The organism is Segatella hominis, assembly GCF_019249725.2.
In the GTDB taxonomy this organism is placed as follows: Bacteria; Bacteroidota; Bacteroidia; order Bacteroidales; family Bacteroidaceae; genus Prevotella.
Map to the genome: position 1 here is coordinate 3,036,452 of NZ_CP137559.1, position 19,782 is coordinate 3,056,233.

Below are 19,782 nucleotides of genomic sequence, written 5' to 3' on the forward strand. Positions count from 1 at the left end.
AAATAGAACTGTTAACTGTTGACTGTTGACTCTTGAAGGATTTCTCTCTTTCATAAAGCTTAAGATTTAGAAATGAAGAAATATCTATTTATTGCATTAGCGGCATTCTTGGCAGTAACTTCTGTCAGTGCCCAGTTGCGCGTAAAAATGGGCAAGAACAGCCCGATAGAGAAGTTGGGAAGGGCTGAAATTGCCATTGCCAATCTCTATGTGGATAGTGTGGATGAGAATAAACTGGTAGAGGACGCCATCCGGGGAATGCTCGAAAAGCTGGACCCTCATTCTTCCTATACCACTGCCAAGGAAACCCAGTCGATGCACGAGTCTCTGAATGGCTCTTTTGATGGCATCGGCGTGCAGTTTAATATGGTAGATGATACGCTCCTGGTCATCCAGCCGGTTACCAATGGTCCTTCCGAGAAGGTGGGCATTATCGCCGGCGACCGTATTGTAGCGGTAAATGATACTGCCATTGCGGGCGTCAAGATGAGTAAGGAGGAAATCATGAAACGGCTCCGTGGTCCTAAGGGTACGATTGTAAACCTTACCATTGTGCGTCGCAGCATCAAGGATAAGCTTACCTTCAAGGTGAAACGTGATAAGATTCCTGTTACCACGATGGATGCAGCCTATATGATTCGTCCGGGCATCGGTTATATTCGTCTGGGAAGTTTCGGAATGACGAGTCACAAGGAGGTTTCCGAGGCGATGGATTCCCTGAAGAAGAAGGGCATGAAAGACCTTATCTTCGACCTGGAGGATAATGGTGGAGGTTATCTGCAGACTGCGGCAAAGATAGCTAATGAGTTCCTGGAGAAGGGTGATCTGATTGTCTATACCAATGGTCGTAGGGCTCCCCGTCAGGAGTTCCGTGCTGAGGCCAATGGTCGCTGGCGCAAGGGCAAGATTGTTGTCCTCACTAATGAGTTTACGGCTTCTGCGGCAGAAATCGTTTCCGGTGCTATACAGGATCAGGACCGAGGTGTAGTGGTGGGTCGCCGAACCTTTGGCAAGGGACTGGTGCAGCGTCCGCTTACCTTCGAAGATGGCAGTGAAATCCGTCTCACCATTGCCCATTACTATACGCCAAGCGGCAGATGCATCCAGAAGCCTTATAAGAAGGGCGACCGCGAGGATTATGCGATGGATCTTGACAAGCGATACAAGCATGGTGAGTTTACCAATCAGGACAGCATTCACCTGTCCGACTCTCTGAAGTATTACACCCTGCGCAAGCACCGTGTGGTTTATGGCGGCGGTGGCATTATGCCTGATTATTTCGTGCCGCTCGACACGACCAAATACACCAAATTGCATCGTCAGTTGTCGGCTAAGAGCATTGTCATCAATCACAGTCTGAAGTTCATCGATGCTCATCGCAAGGAGTTGAAAGCCCAGTTCAAGGACTTTAGTAAGTTCATGAAGACCTATCAGGTTCCTCAGTCGCTTGTGGATGAGATCATCGAGGATGGCAAGAAAGAAAAAATAGAGGCGAAGGACGATGCTGAATTGGCTCAGACGAAGAAATACTTAGCTATTCAGTTGAAAGCCCTTGTAGCGCGCGATATTTGGGATATGAGTCAATATTTCCAGGTATGGAATGAGACGAACGAGATTGTTCTGCGTGCAGTTCAACTGCTGCAAACCGGAAAATAAATCAAATCAGCTCATGTGAAATTGTTTTAGTTTCACATGAGCTGTTCTTGTTTAAACTCAAGAAAGAAGTATTATGAGCGTTATAAAGAGTGTTTTTATATTTCTTGCTTATGACTTCTTGTCATCAGCAGGAAATGTCTCAATTGTCAAAAGTGGACGAACTTTTGAATAAAGGACAGTTTGAACATGCTGACATATTATTTAGGAAAGCAGAGAAAGAGTCCCTAAATTCAGAAGCTCTGAGAGCATATTTTTCTTTTTTGTTTTATTTAGTTTTCTGGAATGATTTAATCTCTGAAGAAGCCTCCAGCAAAGAATGATCTGATCTTTATGGAAAACTCCAGTAAAGATTCAGGAGAAGCCTCCAGTAAAGGATGAATTAATCTTTATGGAAGCCTCCAGTAAGGAATCTCTGGAAGAAAGCTCCAGCAGAGGATAATGAATCTCTATGAGAATGGAGTGGGAAAGGAATTAGTCCTTCCCATGCATGTGATCCCATTTCAGATAGATTCCTGCGAGAATCGTGCCGGAAATACTGTGCCAGGCACAACTGATGGCGCAAGGCAATACGGCCAAAGGCTGGGCGGCAAAGAAATTGCCGGCAAGCACCGTGGCAAGACCAGCGTTCTGCATTCCCACCTCAATACTGATGGTGCGCTTCTTGGCTGTATTGAATCCGGCACATTTGCCTGCCAGCCAACCCAGAAGATAACCCAAGGTATTGTGGCAGAAAACCACCGCAAAAGTCCAGAGGAAAAGCATCAAGCCACGGGCTACGAGATCATCGTGAACCGTAGAAATCACACCGCCTACGATAATGGCCAGACAGGTTACACTGATACCCGGCATGAGGCTCTGGATGGTAGGGAAGTATTCTTTCTTGCCATATACGTAATTGAGGGCGCAGCCGATGGCTACAGGAATAATCGTGACGATGAGGATGTTGATGAACATTCCCACTGCATCTACATGGATAATCTCGCCAGCCGTAATCTTCATCAGCAGCGGAGTCATTACTGGAGCCAGAATGGTAGAGGCGCAGGTCATTCCTACGGAGAAGGCCACGTCGCCATGACAGAGATAACTCATGATGTTGCTCGATACGCCGCCCGGACAACAACCTACCAGCAGAATGCCGAGCGCCAGCGCAGGGTCAAGATGCCATACATGAACCAGCGTGTAGGCCACACCAGGCATGATGATAAACTGGGCACAGGCACCGATGAAAACATCGAGCGGACGCTGAGCCAGAATCTTGAAATCATTGGTGGTCAGGGTGAGACCCATCGTAAGCATAATAATGCCGAGAATTACGGTTTGGGTTGTTCCGCGCACCCAGTCGAAGGTATGTGGGAAGAAGAATGTAAACACAGCTACACCTATTACAAAAATAGATGTATAATTGGCCAGCCAGCGGCTGAGTCCTTGAAATAACTTAAGCATAATTCTATTTCTTTTAAAATCCTATATTTCTCTCTCGTTTATGATCTCTCATTGCTTCCTCTCTTTCAAATTCGGGTGCAAAATTACAGATTTCTTCTAATATGACAAAATATTATTGGAAATAATTGCGATTTATAAGCATTTAATGTGTCTATCCTTTCGTTTTCGCACAAAAGGCTTGCAAGTGAGCAATGAAAAAAGTATTCCTCCTATTCTCACTTTTTGGTTTATTTATTTTGTCTTTCCCCTAAATACTTGTATCTTTGCACCATAATTATCGATAATTACAAAGAATGAACGAAGATTTTGACATAAGAAATGAGTCGGTTACGCCCGCCGAGAAGGAATTCGAGAAGGCACTGCGACCACTGAAGTTCTCTGACTTCAGCGGACAGAGCGGTGTGGTGGACAATCTCGAAATCTTTGTTGAGGCTGCCAAATACCGTGGCGAACCACTCGATCATACGCTCCTGCACGGTCCTCCAGGACTGGGTAAGACTACTTTGAGCAACATCATCGCCAATGAACTGGGTGTGGGATTCAAGATTACCTCAGGTCCTGTGCTCGACAAGCCGGGCGATTTGGCCGGCATCCTGACTTCCCTGGAGCCGAATGATGTACTTTTCATCGATGAAATCCACCGTCTCTCGCCAGTTGTAGAGGAGTATCTCTATTCGGCGATGGAGGATTACCGCATCGACATCATGATAGACAAAGGACCTTCGGCAAGAAGCATTCAGATAGATCTGAACCCTTTCACGCTGGTGGGCGCTACAACCAGAAGCGGACTGCTCACAGCCCCTCTCCGTGCCCGTTTCGGCATCAATCTCCATCTGGAGTATTATGATCCGGAGACGCTGCAGAAGATTATCCGGAGAAGTGCAATGCTCCTGAAAGTGCCTATCGAGGATGCGGCTGCGGTGGAAATCTCCCGCCGTTCGCGCGGAACGCCTCGTATTGCCAATTCGCTCTTGCGCCGCGTGAGAGATTTCGCCCAGGTGAAGGGTAACGGAACCATCACTTACGACATTGCGCAAATGGCGCTCAAGGCGCTGAACATCGACCAGTACGGTCTGGACGAGATAGACAACAAGATTCTCACCACCATCATCGACAAGTTCCGTGGCGGACCAGTGGGCGTGGGCACCATAGCCACAGCCATCGGCGAGGATGCGGGCACGGTAGAGGAAGTGTATGAGCCTTTCCTCATCATGGAGGGTTTTATCAAGCGCACTTCGCGTGGTAGAATGGCTACGAAACTTGCCTACGACCATCTGGGCAGAAACCCTTATGCAGGGAATGTGATGCAGGGAGACTTATTTGAGTAATATGAAGATAGGAATATTTACGGGTACATTCGACCCATTTACGATAGGACATCAGAACATTGCGGAGCGTGCTCTGCCGATGTTTGACAAGCTTGTGATTGCCGTGGCGATGAGCAAGCTGAAGCATGCTAACGAGGAGATAGAGAAGCGTGTGGAGGACATCAAGGCTGTTTTCCCGAAGGAATGTGCAGAACTGGTGGATGCAGGAGATGCTTCTAAGGGATTCCGCCTGGAGGTGGTTTCCTACGATGACCTTACCATCGACCTGGCGCATCGTCTGGGAGCCAAGTTCTTAGTGAGAGGCGTAAGAAGTGCCAAGGATTTCGAGTATGAGCGTGAGCAGGCTGACATCAACAAGCAGTTGGGTGATGTAGAGACCATTCTTCTTTTTTCCGATCCTCGCTACAGCAGCATCAGTTCTACGCTCGTCAGGGAGTTGAGATTCTTCGGAAGAGAAGTGGATGAATTCCTGCCTAAGGCGAAAGTGTGACAGGAATGAAGCACCTACTAACTTCATCGTATGAATCGAGAAGTGACGTGCAATCCTTGGAGAAATAAAGAATGAAGGAATAACAAAACAATTAAGAAATAACAGATAAAAATAGGAGGAAAAAGTATGATTACATACAATGTAGATGGCGTGAAAATGCCAAAGATCAAGAAGCGCGACACCAGTGCCTGGATTCGCAAGGTAGCTGCATCTCATGGTCGCAAGGTGGGAGAGATAGGCTATATGTTTGTAGATGACGAGAAGATTCTCGAAGTGAATAATGAGTATCTGGGTCATGATTACTATACCGATGTCATCACCTTCGATTACGATGAGGATGATGTCATTAATGGCGACATCGTGATTTCGCTGGATACCGTGCGTACCAATGCCGAGCAGTTTGGCAAAACCTATGATGATGAGCTTCACCGTGTCATCATCCATGGCATTCTGCACCTCTGTGGCATCAACGACAAAGGCCCGGGAGAGCGAGAAATCATGGAGGAGAACGAGAACAAGGCGCTCGCCCTGCTCGAAGGTGCTTCGATTTTGAAGAAGTAAAGCTCCCTCTATAGTTTGAAGAAGTAAAACCCTTCTATAATTTGAGGAAGATAGGTTTCTTCTTTTTCCCAGTAGAAGTATAGAAAAAACAACTGTTAACTGTTGACTGTTGACTGTGAACTAATAAAAAGGGGAGATTCCAACGCTGATGGTTGGAGTCTCCCTTTATTTATTTTTATGGTTCGGCGGGTTTACCATCCGCCGTAAACAAGTCTATATTTGTATTGCCTTTATTCTCTCCCGGCATTCTTTCAGGATTTCCTTCAGTTCATCCTCCTTGTTGGCCCTAAGCATGGCGATGCGGGTCTGCTTGAAGTCAGGGATTCCCTTGAAGATAGGGGAGGCGGCCAGATGGCGACGGGTGTGGAGAATGCCTCGATACTCGTCGATGCGCTCGATATTGATGCGGAGCTGCTCTTCCAGAAGGTCGATTTTCTCATCTACGGTCAGTGGGGCGGCACCGGTATTGTCGAGATAATCACGGATTTCCTTGAAAATCCAAGGCCTTCCGAAGGTGGCGCGACCAATCATCACAGCATCTACACCATAGCGGTCGAAGGCAAGTTTGGCTTCTTCCGGGGTCGTAATATCGCCGTTGCCGATGATTGGGATATGAATGCGGGGATTGTTCTTCACCTCTCCGATGAGGCTCCAGTCGGCTTCTCCCGTGTACATCTGGCTACGGGTTCTGCCGTGGATGGTGAGGGCTTGGATGCCACAATCCTGCAACAGCTCAGCCAGGTCGGTAATGATGAGGTTGTCATTATCCCAACCCAGTCGGGTTTTTACGGTTACAGGCACATTGACTGCTTTCACCACTTCTCTTGTAATATCCAGCATCAGAGGAATATTGCGGAGCATACCAGCTCCAGCGCCCTTTCCTGCCACTTTCTTGACGGGGCAACCGAAGTTGATGTCGATCACGTCCGGATGAGCCTGTTCTACAATTTTTGCAGCTTCCACCATATCCTCGGTGGTGCGGCCGTAAATCTGAATGCCCACAGGGCGCTCCTCATCGCTTATCGTAAGCTTGCTGACGGTGCTCTTGATGCTTCTCACCAAAGCTTCTGCCGATACAAACTCAGTATAAACCATGGCTGCTCCGAATCGCTTGCAGAGCATGCGAAAACCAATATCCGTTACGTCTTCCATCGGAGCGAGGAAGAGAGGCTGCGAGCCAAATTCTATATTTCCTATTTTCATGAGTTAAGTGAAGAGTGAAGAACGAAGAGTGAAGAATCCAATAGCTTTTGTGGATATATTGTACTCTGTGTCCTTTTTGTTATCATTTTTGCGGCTGCAAAATTACATCAAATTTTTGAAATAAAAGAAGAAAGAGTAGAATAAGCGCAATTTCACACTTGAATTCTTCACTCTTCACTCTTCACTTCAAAAGATGATACATTCCTCCAGCCAATGTCCTGATGAGCCCTTTCATTTCTAATGTGAAGAGGAGGGCGGCGAGGCGGCTGATGTCGATGCCGCTCTGCACGGAAATCATGTTGATCTGCAGGTCGTTGTTTCTTGACAGAACATCCACGATGGCTTGTTCTTCTGCAGAAAGGTCGGGGAAGAGACTGCGCTCAATGCCCTGCTGCTTGGCGCGCATCAGCTTGGCGTCATCCTGCCAACCCATATCCTTCACGAAGTCGGCGGCAGAGGTGAGGAGTGTGGCTCCATTGTCGCGTATCAGATTGTTGCAACCCTCGCTATAGCAGTCGCCTATCCTGCCAGGGAAGGCGAAGACATCACGGTTGTAGGACTGGGAAATCTGGCAGGTGATGAGGCCGCCTCCGTGGGCCATGCTTTCGATGAGGATACAGGCATCCGACATTCCTGCCACGATGCGGTTGCGGCGCACGAAGTTGATCTTGTCGGCATTCGTCTGGGTCAGAAATTCTGTGAGCAGTCCACCCTGTTCTATCATCCTCAGCGCCGTTTCCTTGTGGCGGTTGGGGTAGAGGTCGTCCAGTCCGTGAGCCAGCACGCCTACCGTCTCATACCCCTTGTCGAGCGCCTGTCGGTGGGCATTGATGTCCACTCCGTAGGCGAGTCCGCTCACGATGAGAACCTGTGGACAGAGCTGCTTCAGTTCGGTGACGAATCGGCGGATGAGATCCTCGCCGTAAGGAGTGCAATGGCGGGTTCCCACGATATTGATGACGCGCTGCTGGTTCAGGTTGGCGTTGCCCTTGTAGAAGAGCATGAGCGGCGCATCATCGCATTCTCTGAGTCGGCTGGGGTAGCGTTCGTCGTTCATCGTGAGGGGTTCTATGCCGTAGCGCAGGTCGTATTCCAGTTCCACTTCAGCCCTTTTTCTTGCCTCATCGCTATTCTGGATGGCGTTCACGAGTTTATCTGAGGCATCGGGCAGGATGTCACGGAGATTGTTCTTATGCTCCATGATGAGCGTGGCGGAGCCTACCTTTCTATATAGTTCCAGCATTCCCGCAAGGCTGAAGTAGTTGAGCCTTGTGAGGAGAATCGTATTTAAAATTTCTTGTTGATCCACGGTGTTGTTTTTGATTTATTGTTTGTAATTTAATAGTTAGGTTTGCACCTTTGAGAGCTAAGGGCTTTCCCTACATGCTGTAGAATTCTTCACTCTTCGTTCTTCACTCTTCACTTTCTCTTCAGGTACTCATATCCTATCCTGCATCTCAGACATTCCTTCTTGTCGCAATATTCCTTTTTCAGTTGGATGAGGGCTTGCGAGTCTCCGGCGTTTTCCACTTCCAGTCCGCATTGCTGCCACATTCTCACGATATGGTTGTTTTCAGCCTTCAGTTCCTCCAGGAATTCGAAAGCCCGGTCGCAGTACTTTTCCTCACCTCTGTGCCGTCCGTAGGCAAAGAGGATGGGAATGACGGTGTTGATGATGAGCAGGTTGAGCGAGAAAGGAGATATGTGCTTCTCGTTGCGTATGCTCTCGCTTCCGAAGGTGTAATGCGTCTCCCAGTAGGGTGTAACCGATGTTTTCAACACTCCGATGACCTCCTTCACGGTGGTGGCTTCGAGCAGATGGCTGAGACTTGCCTGGCGTCGGAAATAGAGGTTGACCAGTTGGGAGATGCGGATGTGGGGGAAGTTCTGCGGGCGCAGTCTCAGAAAGCGCCAGAGCTTGTAGTCTATGGGCGCGAGCGAGAATTTATGTTGCAGATAGAGGTATTCATTCCTGAGTTTGGAGAAATATCCGTCGTTCAGTGCGTCTTTCTGATAGCGTTCGGGGATGGTTGACAGTTCGAGCAGTCCAGCCTGTCCTAAGAAGATGGCTTCTATCTGGAAGAGGTCGTCGCGGTGATGATCTACCGAGTGCAGGGGGATGGAGAGAGCCCATTGCTCAAAGGCTTCCCCGTTGATGCCGAATCCGTAGTTGCGAGCCAGGGTTATGAAGTATGCGTTTTCCCAGTCGCCATTGCATTTCTTCACTCTCTCGGCAATAGCTTCTGTTTTCTGTGAGAGTCGCTCGGTTTGCAGGGCGCTCATCCAGGAGTGTACGGAGAGTCGGGTGAGGGCAGGGATAATCTGATAGCAGGGTGGATACTGGTCGATGGAGAGCAGTTCCTGATAGTGTCGGAGCACGTTTTCGGGTATGCTGAGCTGCATCTGCGTGAGGGGTTCTCCCTTGGAGTTGCGGGCTTCCAGGTCGATGATTCCGCATACGTGGAGCACCACGTTGTCGTATCGCTCGTCCTTCTCGTGTCCGTGCAGATACCAGTCGCTCGCCTTGTCGTGTATTTCGATATTGCCCACCCAGAGCATTCCGTCTATCTTGATTTTAGCATTGAAGAAATCGGGCCCCGCATTGCGGTTGTGCAGTCCTGGGTCGATGACTTCCACCTGCCGATGGTCGGTAGTATGGAGAGGAGAAAGTGGAAACAGCTTGTGTTTCCATACATAGTGAAGTAATTGCTCCATGATAGTTTTCTTTATTTGGTTTCAAAAGATTTGGTTTCAAAAGATTTGGTTTTTAAAGCCAGCGCTCGAAAGCCTTGTCGTAGTCTTCGCTATTACCCAATCTGCCATTGATGAGGCACACCAGTTCCACGGTAGCCTTGAGGCAGAGTTTCTCATCGTTAGCACGGAAAATGTCCTGATGGAAGATGTATCTTACGCCCTGCTTTTCCAGCCACAGGCGGGAGAGGAATTCATCGTCGCACTGCAGCGGCACCTTGTATTGCAGGTTCATGCGAGCCACTACTGCGTCCACGCCCTTATTGTGCATTTCTGCAAAGCTGAGTCCGCATTCCTTCAGGAAGAGATGGCGCGTATGTTCCATGTAGTGCAGATAGTTGGCATTGTTTACGATTCCCTCTATGTCGCACTCATAGTCGCGCACCTCCATCTTTGTTTCAAATATATATTTGCTCATAATCTCTTATTTTTTTATTCTTTCAGCATATCTTTTATTTTCTTCTTGTCTTTAGGGAAGTCCTTTCTTCTTGGGGAAGTCCTTTCTTCTTGGGAAGTCCTTTCTTCTTGGGAAGTCTTTTCTTCTTGAGGAAGTCCTTTCTTCTTGGAGAAGCTTTTCTTCTTGGAGAAGCCCTTTTTATTCCTTCAGAATGTCTTTCAAATTCTTCTCAGAAGTAGGCTAAATGTTTAGAATCATACGATTTTGCCCCAAATCACTGCAAAAATAAGCAAAATTTTCTATTTATTACTATAATAATGCGCTTTTTTCTACAAATAAATCGGTTTTTCCAAGATTTTTGATTATTTTTGCCGAAAGGAATAAACAAAAAAACAAGATAACAATGAAAATAGCTTTGATAGGCTACGGCAAGATGGGACACATGATCGAAGAGATCGCCTTGCAGCGTGGCCATGAAATCGTATGTAAGATTGACGTAAATAACCCTGAAGATATCGACAGCCCGGAGTTCTGCTCTGCGGATGTGGCTATCGAGTTTACCAACCCTACTGCCGCTTACGGCAACTATCTCAAGGCTTTCTCCCACAATGTAAAGGTGGTTTCGGGTTCTACCGGATGGATGAAAGACCATAAGGAAGACGTGGAGAAACTCTGCGCCGATGGTAAGCAGACCCTCTTCTGGGCCTCTAATTTCAGTATCGGTGTGGCTATCTTCTCTGCCGTCAACCGCTATCTGGCTAAGATTATGAACGGGTTCCCACAGTACTCTGTATGTATGCAGGAAACCCACCACGTACATAAGCTTGATGCTCCTTCTGGCACAGCCATCACCCTGGCAGAGGAAATCATCGACAATATCGACCGCAAGAAAGACTGGAAGCGCGGCGTGACTTACTGGACTGAGGACGGTCATCACGATGAGGGCGATCAGAACATCACTGATGAGGACCTGGTAATCAACTGCGTGCGCGATGGTGAGGTGCCTGGAATCCATGCCGTGATGTACGATTCTGATGCCGATATGATTACCATCGAGCATAGTGCTCATTCACGTAAGGGCTTCGCGCTTGGAGCTGTGCTTGCAGCTGAGTTCACAGCCAACCATTCCGGTCTGCTTACTACTTCAGATCTCTTTAAGTTCTAAATGATAATACAAGTTCAGATTGGTTCTAAAGATTAAGTGCAGTTTGGCTTCTCAGGGTTATGTTCTGATGGAGCCTTCTAACAGTTCTTCTATAAAGTTCTGATCTGATAAGCAGAAAAAAGAGAAAAAAATGATAGATAAAGAGAAACAAAAACTGAATATGAAGGTGCAGTGGACGAAGTTTGCCATTGTGATAGTACTGTACCTTACATTCCTCATCTGGTTGAAGAGTTGGCTGGGACTGATCGTAGTGCCATTCATCTTTGATGTGTATATTACCAAGAAGATACGCTGGCAGTGGTGGAAGGACTCAGAGGGGCCTGTACGCTTCATCATGAGCTGGGTAGATGCCCTGGTATTCGCCCTCGTGGCAGTATATTTCATCAATCTGTTCTTCTTCCAGAACTATGTGATTCCGTCTTCATCTCTCGAGAAGAGCCTTCTCACGGGCGACTATCTTTTCGTGAGCAAGGTGAGCTACGGTCCACGTATTCCTCAGACTCCACTCACCATGCCTCTCACCCAGCACACCATGCCGCTGGTCAACGTGAAGAGCTACTGCGAATGGCCTCACTGGGATTACCGCCGTGTGAAGGGATTGGGCAATGTGAAGCTCAACGATATCGTGGTGTTCAATTATCCTGCGGGCGATACTTTGGTGAATGAAGAGCGCTATCAGGCACAGGATTACTACCAGATGGTGTATGGATTCGGCGAGCAGATTTTGGAGCAGAACGGACTTTCCAAGGACGTGAGACAGATGAATCCGCTGCAGCAGCGCCAGTATTTCGAGCAGGTTTACCAGGTGGGCAGAAGCTACATCGTGAGCAATCCGGGCGAATATGGCGACATCATCAGCCGACCTACCGACCGCCGCGAGAACTACGTGAAGCGCTGCGTTGGTTTGCCAGGACAGACCCTGCAGATCAAGAATCGCATTGTATATCTGGACGGCAAGGCCAACAAGGAGCCTGACAATGTGCAATATACCTACAAGATGAAGCTCAAGGGCGAGTTCCCGATGGATTTGGCAGACGAGTTGGGCATTACCAATGAGGACTTGCTGACCTACAACCAGTCGGGTGCCATTCCGCTTACCCGCAAGGCTTATCTCGCTCTGAAGGCCAACAAGAATCTGGTGGAGAGCATCTCCATCAATACCGATGCTACTTATGGCGACCTCTATCCGCTGAATGCCTATACGGGTTGGACGCGCGATAATTACGGTCCGGTATGGATTCCTAAGAAGGGCCAGTCTATCGCCCTCACGCTGAAGAATCTGCCTGTATATGAGCGTTGCATCAAGGTGTATGAGGGCAACGACCTGAAGGTGGACCGCCAGGGCCGCATCTTCATCAACGGCAAGCAGGCGAAGAGTTACACCTTCAAGCTCGACTATTACTGGATGATGGGCGATAACCGCCACAATTCAGCCGATTCCCGCTATTGGGGCTTTGTGCCTGAGGATCATGTAGTGGGCAAACCTATCTTCATCTGGTGGAGCCACAGTCCAGACCATCCGGGCTTCTCGGGTATTCGCTGGAACCGACTCTTCAAGTTTGTCGATAACATCAAGTAAGGTCGATAACAAAAGTAAGACTCAGACGGTTTGAAAATAGCATTCAAGTTCCTCCTCTCATTGGTGCTGGCATTGCTCTTAGCATGGGGCATCCGCACCTATGTATTCACTGTCTATTCTGTGCCCGAAGGTGGGCTTCCTCCCCAGCTGAAGGAGGGCAACAGAGTGATAGTGAACAGGATTGACTGCGATATTTTCAGCCGTGGCGAGACGATAGTTTTCACCGATTCTGTGGAGTGCCTCATTACTCCGAAGTCGAAATATACGGGCAGGGAGAAGGAAGGCTCTTATGTGCGGGGCTGGATGGAAGCCAATTTCATCGGAGTCATCGAGCAGATGCCTGGTGATACGATTCGCATGGGCAGGGAGCGATACGTCATTCCTACCATCTGCTGCAAGCGCTGCGGTTGTAAGGATTGCCGCTTCTATCTCGTGCGCACAGCGAAAGGAAAAACCATTGTCCACAAGCATCAGATTATCGGAAAAGCATATAAACTCTTTTAGAGGGGACGGCTCAGCTCTTTAGAGTTAGTTCTTTAGAGTTCGGCTCTTTTAGAGAAACTAAAATCGGCTCCTCTTGGAAAGGAAAAGTATAGAAAAATAAACTGTTAACTGTTGACTGTTGACAGTTTATTTTTATTTTGAACCAGTTCTTATCAGTTGGTTTATTCCAATCAAGTTGTTCTATTTCATTTTATAGAATAGATAAGAGAAAGAAATTTCAAGAACCCAGAAATAAAAATAAAAAGATTTTGAAAGCAATATTATCTTCCACGTATTTCGGTCCTGTGCAGTGGTATCAGAAGCTGAACCGCTATGAGGAATGCCTGATAGAGCGCCATGAGAGCTTTATCAAGCAGACTTACCGCAACCGTATGATCATTCCTACCACCAATGGTCCTCTTTCCCTCACCATTCCTACCAATCACGACACTTCGCTGGCGATGAAGGATATTCGCATTTCCGACCATGCCAACTGGCGCCACGTGCATTGGAATGCGCTTCTCTCGGCTTATGGTGAGAGTCCTTTCTTCGAGTATTATCAGGACGACATCCGCCCTTTTTACGAGAAGAAATACGAATTCCTCTTTGATTTCAATATGGAAATCATGGAGAAGATGATAGAGTTGCTCGACATCCGTCCGAAAGTCTCGGTTACAGACCGATACGTTTTAAGTGAAGAACGAAGAATGAAGAGCGATGGAAGTGAAGAAGGAAGAGTGAAGAGTGAAGAATTCAATAGCCCAGAGGCGCAAGCCCAATTCAACACTCAACACTCAACATTCAACGCTCAAATAAGGGATTTCCGTGATGCGATTCGTCCGAAAAAGCCTCTTCCTGATGCAGAATTCGTACCTCAGCGCTATTATCAGGTGTATGAGCAGAAGCATGGTTTCCTGCCCAACATGAGCATTCTCGACCTGCTTTTCAATGAAGGCAACGAGGCGATATTCTATTTGTAAAGCAGCTTCCTGCCAAGCATCACCAAGCATCATCAAGCATCATCAAGCAGATCAAGCTTCATCAAGCCGATCAAGTAGATCAGGCAGATCAAGCAGCATCAAGTGCAACAGTTAACAGTTAACAGTTATATTTTGCGTACCCCCACCCCCATCTATAAAAAAGTATATATATATATATTATTTATTATAATAAGGTGTAAACCATTCCGAGTATCGAAATCGAACTGTTAACTGTTAACTCTGTTGCAATCACTTTTTGCGCCTTCTTGCATTTTTTGCGTTTTCTTGCATCTTTTTGCGTTTTCTTGTATTCTTCTTAGTCTTTCTTCTCATCTTCAAATGGCCTTCTTGTCTTCTTCTTTTCATCTTCCTTGTCTTTTTCTCCTCTTCCCTGTATCCCTCTTCTCCTCTTCCCTGTATCCCTCTTCTCCTCTTCCCTGTATTTTTCATTGAATCCTTCTTCGTTTTTCATAGAAACCTTCTATGTCTTTTTATTATGATTTATACCCCCCTTTTGAGCCCTCTATTACGGCCAATATTCATCATAATAGTCGACCTCTTTTCCTCATGATAGGGGCACTTTTTTCTCTTTCTCCTCATCCCCCTCATCTTCTCTGTTTCCCATGTTTCATTCATCGGAATTTTATTCGGAGATTTTTTATTCATCGGATTTCACGGAGTAATCAGAGCATTCCTGCTTATACGATTACTCACGGAATTTTAATCGGAAAAGACCTTGCGGTCTCTGACAGATACCCCATATAGCTTGCTAACTTCATTTCTCATTTCTCATTTTATCGTCTTCCCCTCTCAAAAAAAATCTGGGATTGTTTTGTCGTTTCATAAAAATGTAGTACTTTTGTTGGCAACAAATAATTAGAACGATAACTAGCAAATCTGAATAGACAAACTAGCTAATCCTAAAAATCAATAAGCATGAAACTGAATATTAATATCGTGGGACTTACCCATAACGACATAGAAGGGGACTGCCTCCAATATGTGCGAACGGCTACGGGAAAGCAGCTGAAACTCGTGTTTGAAGAACAGAATGCCTGCGACTCGCTCGCCGTAAAAGTGTACGACGGAAGGCTCTTCTTAGGGTATGTGGCAGTGCAAGACCTGGAAGATGTCCACGCCATCAGACAAGTTTCCGGACGCAAGGTGCTGCGTGCTCTCTGCATGGGCTATGGCGCCAAGGAAGACGGAACGGGAATCTATCTCAAAGCCCGACTGAAATGCCACATCCCGAATGAACTCTCTGCCGGTGCTGGACAGTCTGCTGATTCAGGACAGTCTTCCGGTGCAAAAATCTCTGCCGCTGAAGAACTGGAAGTGAGCGGAGGCAAGATTGTAACCATGAGCCCAAACGGCAGTTTCTATGAAATGCCAGAGGCGCTCAAGGAGGCTTATCAGCATATCTATAATGACGAGGAACTGGAGAAATGGCACTATAGCGGGCCGCTTTATAGCATCGACAAGCTGGCAAGAGTGGAAGACTGCTCTGACATGCTGGAGGATGCACTGGAGGACTTTACGGCGCAGTTCATTGCCCTTTCTCGCTATCCGACAGACAGCAAAGGAAGGGTAATAGTACAGGAAATGCAGGATGAGTTTCAAGAGCTGATCAGCGAACGGAATATGCTGGCAGAGGAGGCTGAATTGCAATTGGATTGCTTCATGAACAATCACCGCTTCGACTATTCCCGCGAGATGACGAATCTCCGCAAGCATATACAGACCCTGCTGCAACTCCAGAAAAATGACCGTTTCCTCTCGCAGCGAAAAACTCTCCTATCCGATATGGGCTTCATCACCTGCTCGGATTTCCGAAACGAGTCTGCCCGGAATTTCTTCATCCAGACACCTATAGATCTGCTCCGGAAGCAGACGGGAACCTATGATTACAGCGACCGCCTGGACGAGATAGAGCAGGAACTGGAGGCTTTCCCTTACGATATGTACCGCAAGTTCAAGGCCGACCCTGTGGATTTCCTCCGGGAAATCTACTACAAGCACTTGCCTCGCAAGCAGATGAAGCAGTTGCTCTCGGGCATCATCCTCATGATTATGAACCATCGCGTGAATGATGTGAAGTGCTGGGGCAAGTATAATGACCTGGAAACGCTCGAAGAGATGAAGACGCTGAGGCTCCGGCATGTGCCAGGAGGTAAGGAAATGAATCCGAAGAGAGCAAGGCAGATGGAAGTGATGGAAATCTGTGTGCAGGAAATTGCAGTCCGTAGGAACCCCAATACCCAGGAACTGCTTATCCGAAAGCAGTCCGACTGGTATCCGATATTCCATCTGTTGTCGGACTGGAAATTTTTCACCAGGAACGACCTGCAGCCATTCTGCGATTTCATAGCCCGTCTTCATCCGTTTGACAGTGATGCGGTGTCACCTTGCAAGAAGAAGGACCTGGAGCAGGCTAAACCCTGCAATGAACTCCTATATGAGTCAGCCCAGAGATGGAAAACTCTGAAGCCAGATAAAATCAAGATTCAGAATGCTAAGTTTTATCGTTATTTGGATATTATTGACGCCTTTCAGAAAAGTGTCCAGAAGCATGCTTTTGAAATGAAAGTCAATGTAGGTGAATTTTTTAATGAGTACTAAGACTTTTTTTTGCATTGTTTGTTTATAAGTATATAAAATAGGGGAAATTTGCTCATTTGGGGGCAAAGGAGTTAAAATCATGGCTTTTTGGCTTGTTCTTCAGGCAATAAGACCTACATCTTCACTCTTTTTGCTCCCATTATTTCTTCTTTTCTTAAACTTCATTAACGTTTAAGTGGGAATAGATAAGGAATATGCCTGGAAACTCCAGCATATTCCTTATTTCTTCAAAGTGAACTTCAACTTTTATGCCAGAGTCGTCAGTTTTTATTCCCAATATCTCAACTTTTATACTTTTTTATTCCAGCGTTTGTTCGCCTCGTTTCGCTGTTTAATCTGGTGGGCGAAAGTTTGTTTTTAGTCGATTTTTGTATTATCTTTGCACCGCCTTTTGAAAGTCAGGAGGTGTTTTGTTTAATCTTTTTAATTTTTTAAAATGAAAGAATACACAAATTTAAAACACTTAAGCAATCGCTTGATTGCCATGAACTCAAGTAGAAATGGAAACAAGGGACAGATTTCTTCCTATCTCTTCGATTACTACAAGGAACTGACACGTCAGCCTTGGCTTTCTCAGCTCGTAGGGCAGATTCGTGACCTTACTGCCCAGCAGCAGAAGATGCAGGAGGCTGCAAAAGCAGGAGAGCCTCAGTATGAGCAGATCGGCAAGCAGATAGAGGAGCTGAAGAAGCAGTTGCCTTTCCGTTCTCCTCACTACTTCCATTTCTTCGACGATCATCGTGCCCAGAAAAGCATCGACCCGGAGTCCTTTACCTTTCAGACTACCGTAGATATCGACCATCTCGACGAGGTAGAGGAAGCAGTCAAGAGAGCCCTTCTCCTGAACGGAATGTTCTTCTCTGAGGAAGAGATGAAGCATCGCTCCCAGGAGTTCTCTGATGCCGACCTGCGCCTATGGCAAGGCAAGGTGCTCCACATCGAGCGCTCAGCCCGTGGCAAGGCTCACATCGACATCCGCATTCCTGTAGGTATGACCATCGCTGAGGCTCAGGCTGCTTTCTGCAAGCTGATCCACGCCACCGAGGATGAGAGTTGCATCACTCCTGAGCGCATCATCTTCATCACGGATGCTGCCAGCGAAATCTATGTAGCTGACAACTGGTACAAGCGCCTCTCTGAAAATGAAATCGCTGAATACCGTGAGGCTTATCGCCAGAGAGGGCTCGATATTGATGGAAGAGCTTTGGCTTCTTCCTCATCTTCTTCAAAAGGGCAATTTGTAAAGGGGAGCCCAACAGTTAGTTCTGAACCTATTACCGGCGGAGTAGGGAATGGTGCAGGGAACGGAACCGGAAATGCAAACCAATACGAGCAGACTTATGAGGGAGTGCCTTATGAAGCGATTGTCAAGGCGCTTGTCGAAGTGATGGGCGGTGCGCCTGCCCACGGCTCCCGCAACAACTTTATCTTCCGTGAAGCGTGCCTCCTGCGCTACATCTGTAATAGCGATGCTGAATGGATCAAGCAGGTAATCGACATTTTCGGAGAGGACGAGAACAAGGCTTTCGCCACCGTGGAGAGCGCCTGCAAGGTGAACCAGACGGCTGTGGTTCCGGAACTTGTAAAGCATGCTATAGAGATAGCCCGCAAGCGATTCCTTGCCCAGCAGGCCACAGAAGATTCCGGCATTTATGCTCCAGTTCCACCGCAGTTGCCAGCCCGTCTGCCTAAGTTGATGAAACTGCTCACCAGCAAGGTGCCTGCCGATTTCAAGCCAGCCGTAGCCATGGCAGTCTTCCCGGCTCTTGCCGCCCATCTCAAGGGTGTGAACTTCCGCTACATCGACAATCAGGTGCACGAGGCTGCCATCATGAATCTCCTCATAGCACCGATGTCTTCCGGCAAATCACTCGTCAACGGACCTATCGATTGCATCGTAGAGGACATGGCTCTGCAGGACAAGATAAGCCGCGAGAAGGAGCAGGAATGGAAGGACGAGGTGAACTGCATGGGCGACAACAAGAAGAAGCCTGTGCGCCCGGAAGGTCTCTATATTCGCATCGTATCGCCCGACCTGACCCGTGCTGCCTATATCCAGCGCCTCGATGATGCGCAGAAGGCAGGCAACGGCTATCTCTACTGCAAGATGGACGAGGTGGATATGCTCAAGAAGTTCAACGACCCAAGTCAGCTTGTACGCCTCTGCTGGGACAATTCTGAGGACGGACAGGAGCGCGTGGGAACCAAGAGTGTAACTGCCCGTGTGAAGACCCGATTCAACTGGAATGCAAGTTCTACCATCGCCGTGACGCAGAAATTCTTCAGTCTGAGAGAGGTGGCAGATGGCGCCGTAAGCCGCCTTTCACTTGCCACCATCATCCGTCCCGATTTCGCTCCACGTCCTGTAGTAGGCGAGTATGATGCACTCTTCAGAGCCACTCTTCTGCCTTACATCCACCGTCTGAACGGTGCGCAGGGCATGGTGGATTGCAAGAAGGCGCGCCAGTTGGCAGAGCGCCTGGAGGCTGACGTGATGGAGACTGCCCAGCTGGCCGACAACAAGGCTTATGCTGAGTTTGCCAAGCGCTCCCTGGCTAATGGCTTCCGCAGGGCCATGGTGCTCTATCTGGCCAATGGCGAGAGATGGGAGAAGTCTATCGAGGATTTCGTGGAATGGACGGTGAAGTACGACCTCTGGTGTAAGATGCGTTTCTTCGGAGCCCAGATGCAGGAGGCGATAGATGGCGACAATCGCATGGTGACTCGCTGCAGCGGTCCGAGCAATCTCTTAGCTTATGTGCCTGATACATTCTCTCTGCAGGATATTCAGGTGGTTTATCAGGCCCATGGCAAGACAGGCCGACTGGCTTCCCTGCTCAGTATGTGGGTGAAGCGAGGCCATATCGTGAAGAATGCCGACGGCACTTATTCCAAGACTGTGAAGTTCACCAATAAATATGGTCGCTACGGTACGCCTGTTGTAGCTGCGTAAAGATGCTATTCACCCCGGTTCTTTGACTTAAATCAAAAAATCGGGGTGTATGGAAACTTTTCTCTTAAATTATTTGTGCGCGCACACAAAAAGTTATACCTTTGCACCAGAAATAAGAAATAAGGATAAAAGATTGTTAGGATAAGCATAGAACGAGCTTGGAAGGCATGAAGA

Annotated in this window: 16 protein-coding genes; 10 read left to right on the plus strand and 6 right to left on the minus strand. The window is 47.7% G+C overall.

Annotation, left to right across the window (positions count from 1 at the left end; translation table 11 throughout):
• Positions 1–72: 72 nt before the first annotated feature.
• Entirely contained in the window at positions 73–1,656 is a 1,584-nt protein-coding gene (locus KUA50_RS12280) for a S41 family peptidase (protein ID WP_218455782.1), read from the plus strand.
• Between the two features lie 471 nt (positions 1,657–2,127).
• Here KUA50_RS12280 and KUA50_RS12285 read toward each other — a convergent pair whose 3' ends face one another.
• The gene (locus tag KUA50_RS12285; RefSeq protein ID WP_022111301.1) at positions 2,128–3,099 is read right to left on the minus strand and encodes a bile acid:sodium symporter family protein; all 972 of its coding nucleotides are present in this window, start codon (positions 3,097–3,099) and stop codon (positions 2,128–2,130) included.
• A 293-nt stretch (positions 3,100–3,392) separates the two neighbouring features.
• On the opposite strand from KUA50_RS12285, the gene ruvB reads away from it, so the two are divergent.
• From ruvB to ybeY, 3 genes are all read left to right on the plus strand, one after another.
• Complete coding sequence (ruvB, locus tag KUA50_RS12290) at positions 3,393–4,427, plus strand: Holliday junction branch migration DNA helicase RuvB (RefSeq protein WP_022111302.1); 1,035 nt, start codon at positions 3,393–3,395, stop codon at positions 4,425–4,427.
• A 1-nt stretch (position 4,428) separates the two neighbouring features.
• Positions 4,429–4,917 (plus strand): pantetheine-phosphate adenylyltransferase, encoded by a 489-nt coding sequence (coaD, locus tag KUA50_RS12295; protein ID WP_218455783.1) that lies wholly within the window; start codon positions 4,429–4,431, stop codon positions 4,915–4,917.
• A gap of 126 nt (positions 4,918–5,043) precedes the next feature.
• Positions 5,044–5,478 (plus strand): rRNA maturation RNase YbeY, encoded by a 435-nt coding sequence (gene ybeY / locus KUA50_RS12300; RefSeq protein WP_006848933.1) that lies wholly within the window; start codon positions 5,044–5,046, stop codon positions 5,476–5,478.
• Positions 5,479–5,691: 213 nt separating this feature from the next.
• Here ybeY and dusB read toward each other — a convergent pair whose 3' ends face one another.
• The 4 genes from dusB to KUA50_RS12320 form a co-directional block, all read right to left on the minus strand.
• The gene (gene dusB, locus KUA50_RS12305) at positions 5,692–6,681 is read right to left on the minus strand and encodes a tRNA dihydrouridine synthase DusB (protein ID WP_218455784.1); all 990 of its coding nucleotides are present in this window, start codon (positions 6,679–6,681) and stop codon (positions 5,692–5,694) included.
• A 181-nt stretch (positions 6,682–6,862) separates the two neighbouring features.
• On the minus strand, positions 6,863–7,990 hold the full coding sequence (gene dprA, locus KUA50_RS12310) for a DNA-processing protein DprA (protein ID WP_218455785.1): 1,128 nt from the start codon (positions 7,988–7,990) through the stop codon (positions 6,863–6,865).
• 110 nt (positions 7,991–8,100) lie between these two features.
• Positions 8,101–9,396 carry a DUF2851 family protein gene (locus KUA50_RS12315; RefSeq protein WP_218455786.1) on the minus strand — a complete coding sequence of 432 codons (1,296 nt, stop codon included), beginning with the start codon at positions 9,394–9,396 and terminating at the stop codon, positions 8,101–8,103.
• Between the two features lie 52 nt (positions 9,397–9,448).
• Positions 9,449–9,850 carry an acyl-CoA thioesterase gene (locus KUA50_RS12320; protein ID WP_022111308.1) on the minus strand — a complete coding sequence of 134 codons (402 nt, stop codon included), beginning with the start codon at positions 9,848–9,850 and terminating at the stop codon, positions 9,449–9,451.
• Between the two features lie 382 nt (positions 9,851–10,232).
• On the opposite strand from KUA50_RS12320, the gene dapB reads away from it, so the two are divergent.
• The 4 genes from dapB to KUA50_RS12340 all read left to right on the plus strand — a co-directional run bounded on the left by dapB (position 10,233) and on the right by KUA50_RS12340 (position 14,036).
• A complete protein-coding gene (gene dapB / locus KUA50_RS12325) occupies positions 10,233–10,994 on the plus strand; it encodes a 4-hydroxy-tetrahydrodipicolinate reductase (RefSeq protein WP_022111309.1) in 762 nt (253 codons plus the stop codon).
• 130 nt (positions 10,995–11,124) lie between these two features.
• Positions 11,125–12,573 carry a signal peptidase I gene (gene lepB, locus KUA50_RS12330; RefSeq protein WP_218455787.1) on the plus strand — a complete coding sequence of 483 codons (1,449 nt, stop codon included), beginning with the start codon at positions 11,125–11,127 and terminating at the stop codon, positions 12,571–12,573.
• A gap of 30 nt (positions 12,574–12,603) precedes the next feature.
• Positions 12,604–13,077, plus strand: coding sequence for a S26 family signal peptidase (locus KUA50_RS12335; protein WP_022111311.1), 474 nt, complete (start codon positions 12,604–12,606; stop codon positions 13,075–13,077).
• A gap of 245 nt (positions 13,078–13,322) precedes the next feature.
• Complete coding sequence (locus KUA50_RS12340; RefSeq protein ID WP_218456011.1) at positions 13,323–14,036, plus strand: WbqC family protein; 714 nt, start codon at positions 13,323–13,325, stop codon at positions 14,034–14,036.
• 316 nt (positions 14,037–14,352) lie between these two features.
• On the opposite strand, the gene KUA50_RS12345 is transcribed toward KUA50_RS12340, so the two are convergent.
• A complete protein-coding gene (locus tag KUA50_RS12345; protein WP_218455788.1) occupies positions 14,353–14,508 on the minus strand; it encodes a hypothetical protein in 156 nt (51 codons plus the stop codon).
• 464 nt (positions 14,509–14,972) lie between these two features.
• Between KUA50_RS12345 and KUA50_RS12350 the strand changes: the two genes are divergently transcribed.
• Entirely contained in the window at positions 14,973–16,655 is a 1,683-nt protein-coding gene (locus tag KUA50_RS12350) for a hypothetical protein (protein ID WP_218455789.1), read from the plus strand.
• Between the two features lie 484 nt (positions 16,656–17,139).
• Complete coding sequence (locus KUA50_RS12355; protein WP_218455790.1) at positions 17,140–19,608, plus strand: hypothetical protein; 2,469 nt, start codon at positions 17,140–17,142, stop codon at positions 19,606–19,608.
• Positions 19,609–19,782: the final 174 nt, after the last annotated feature.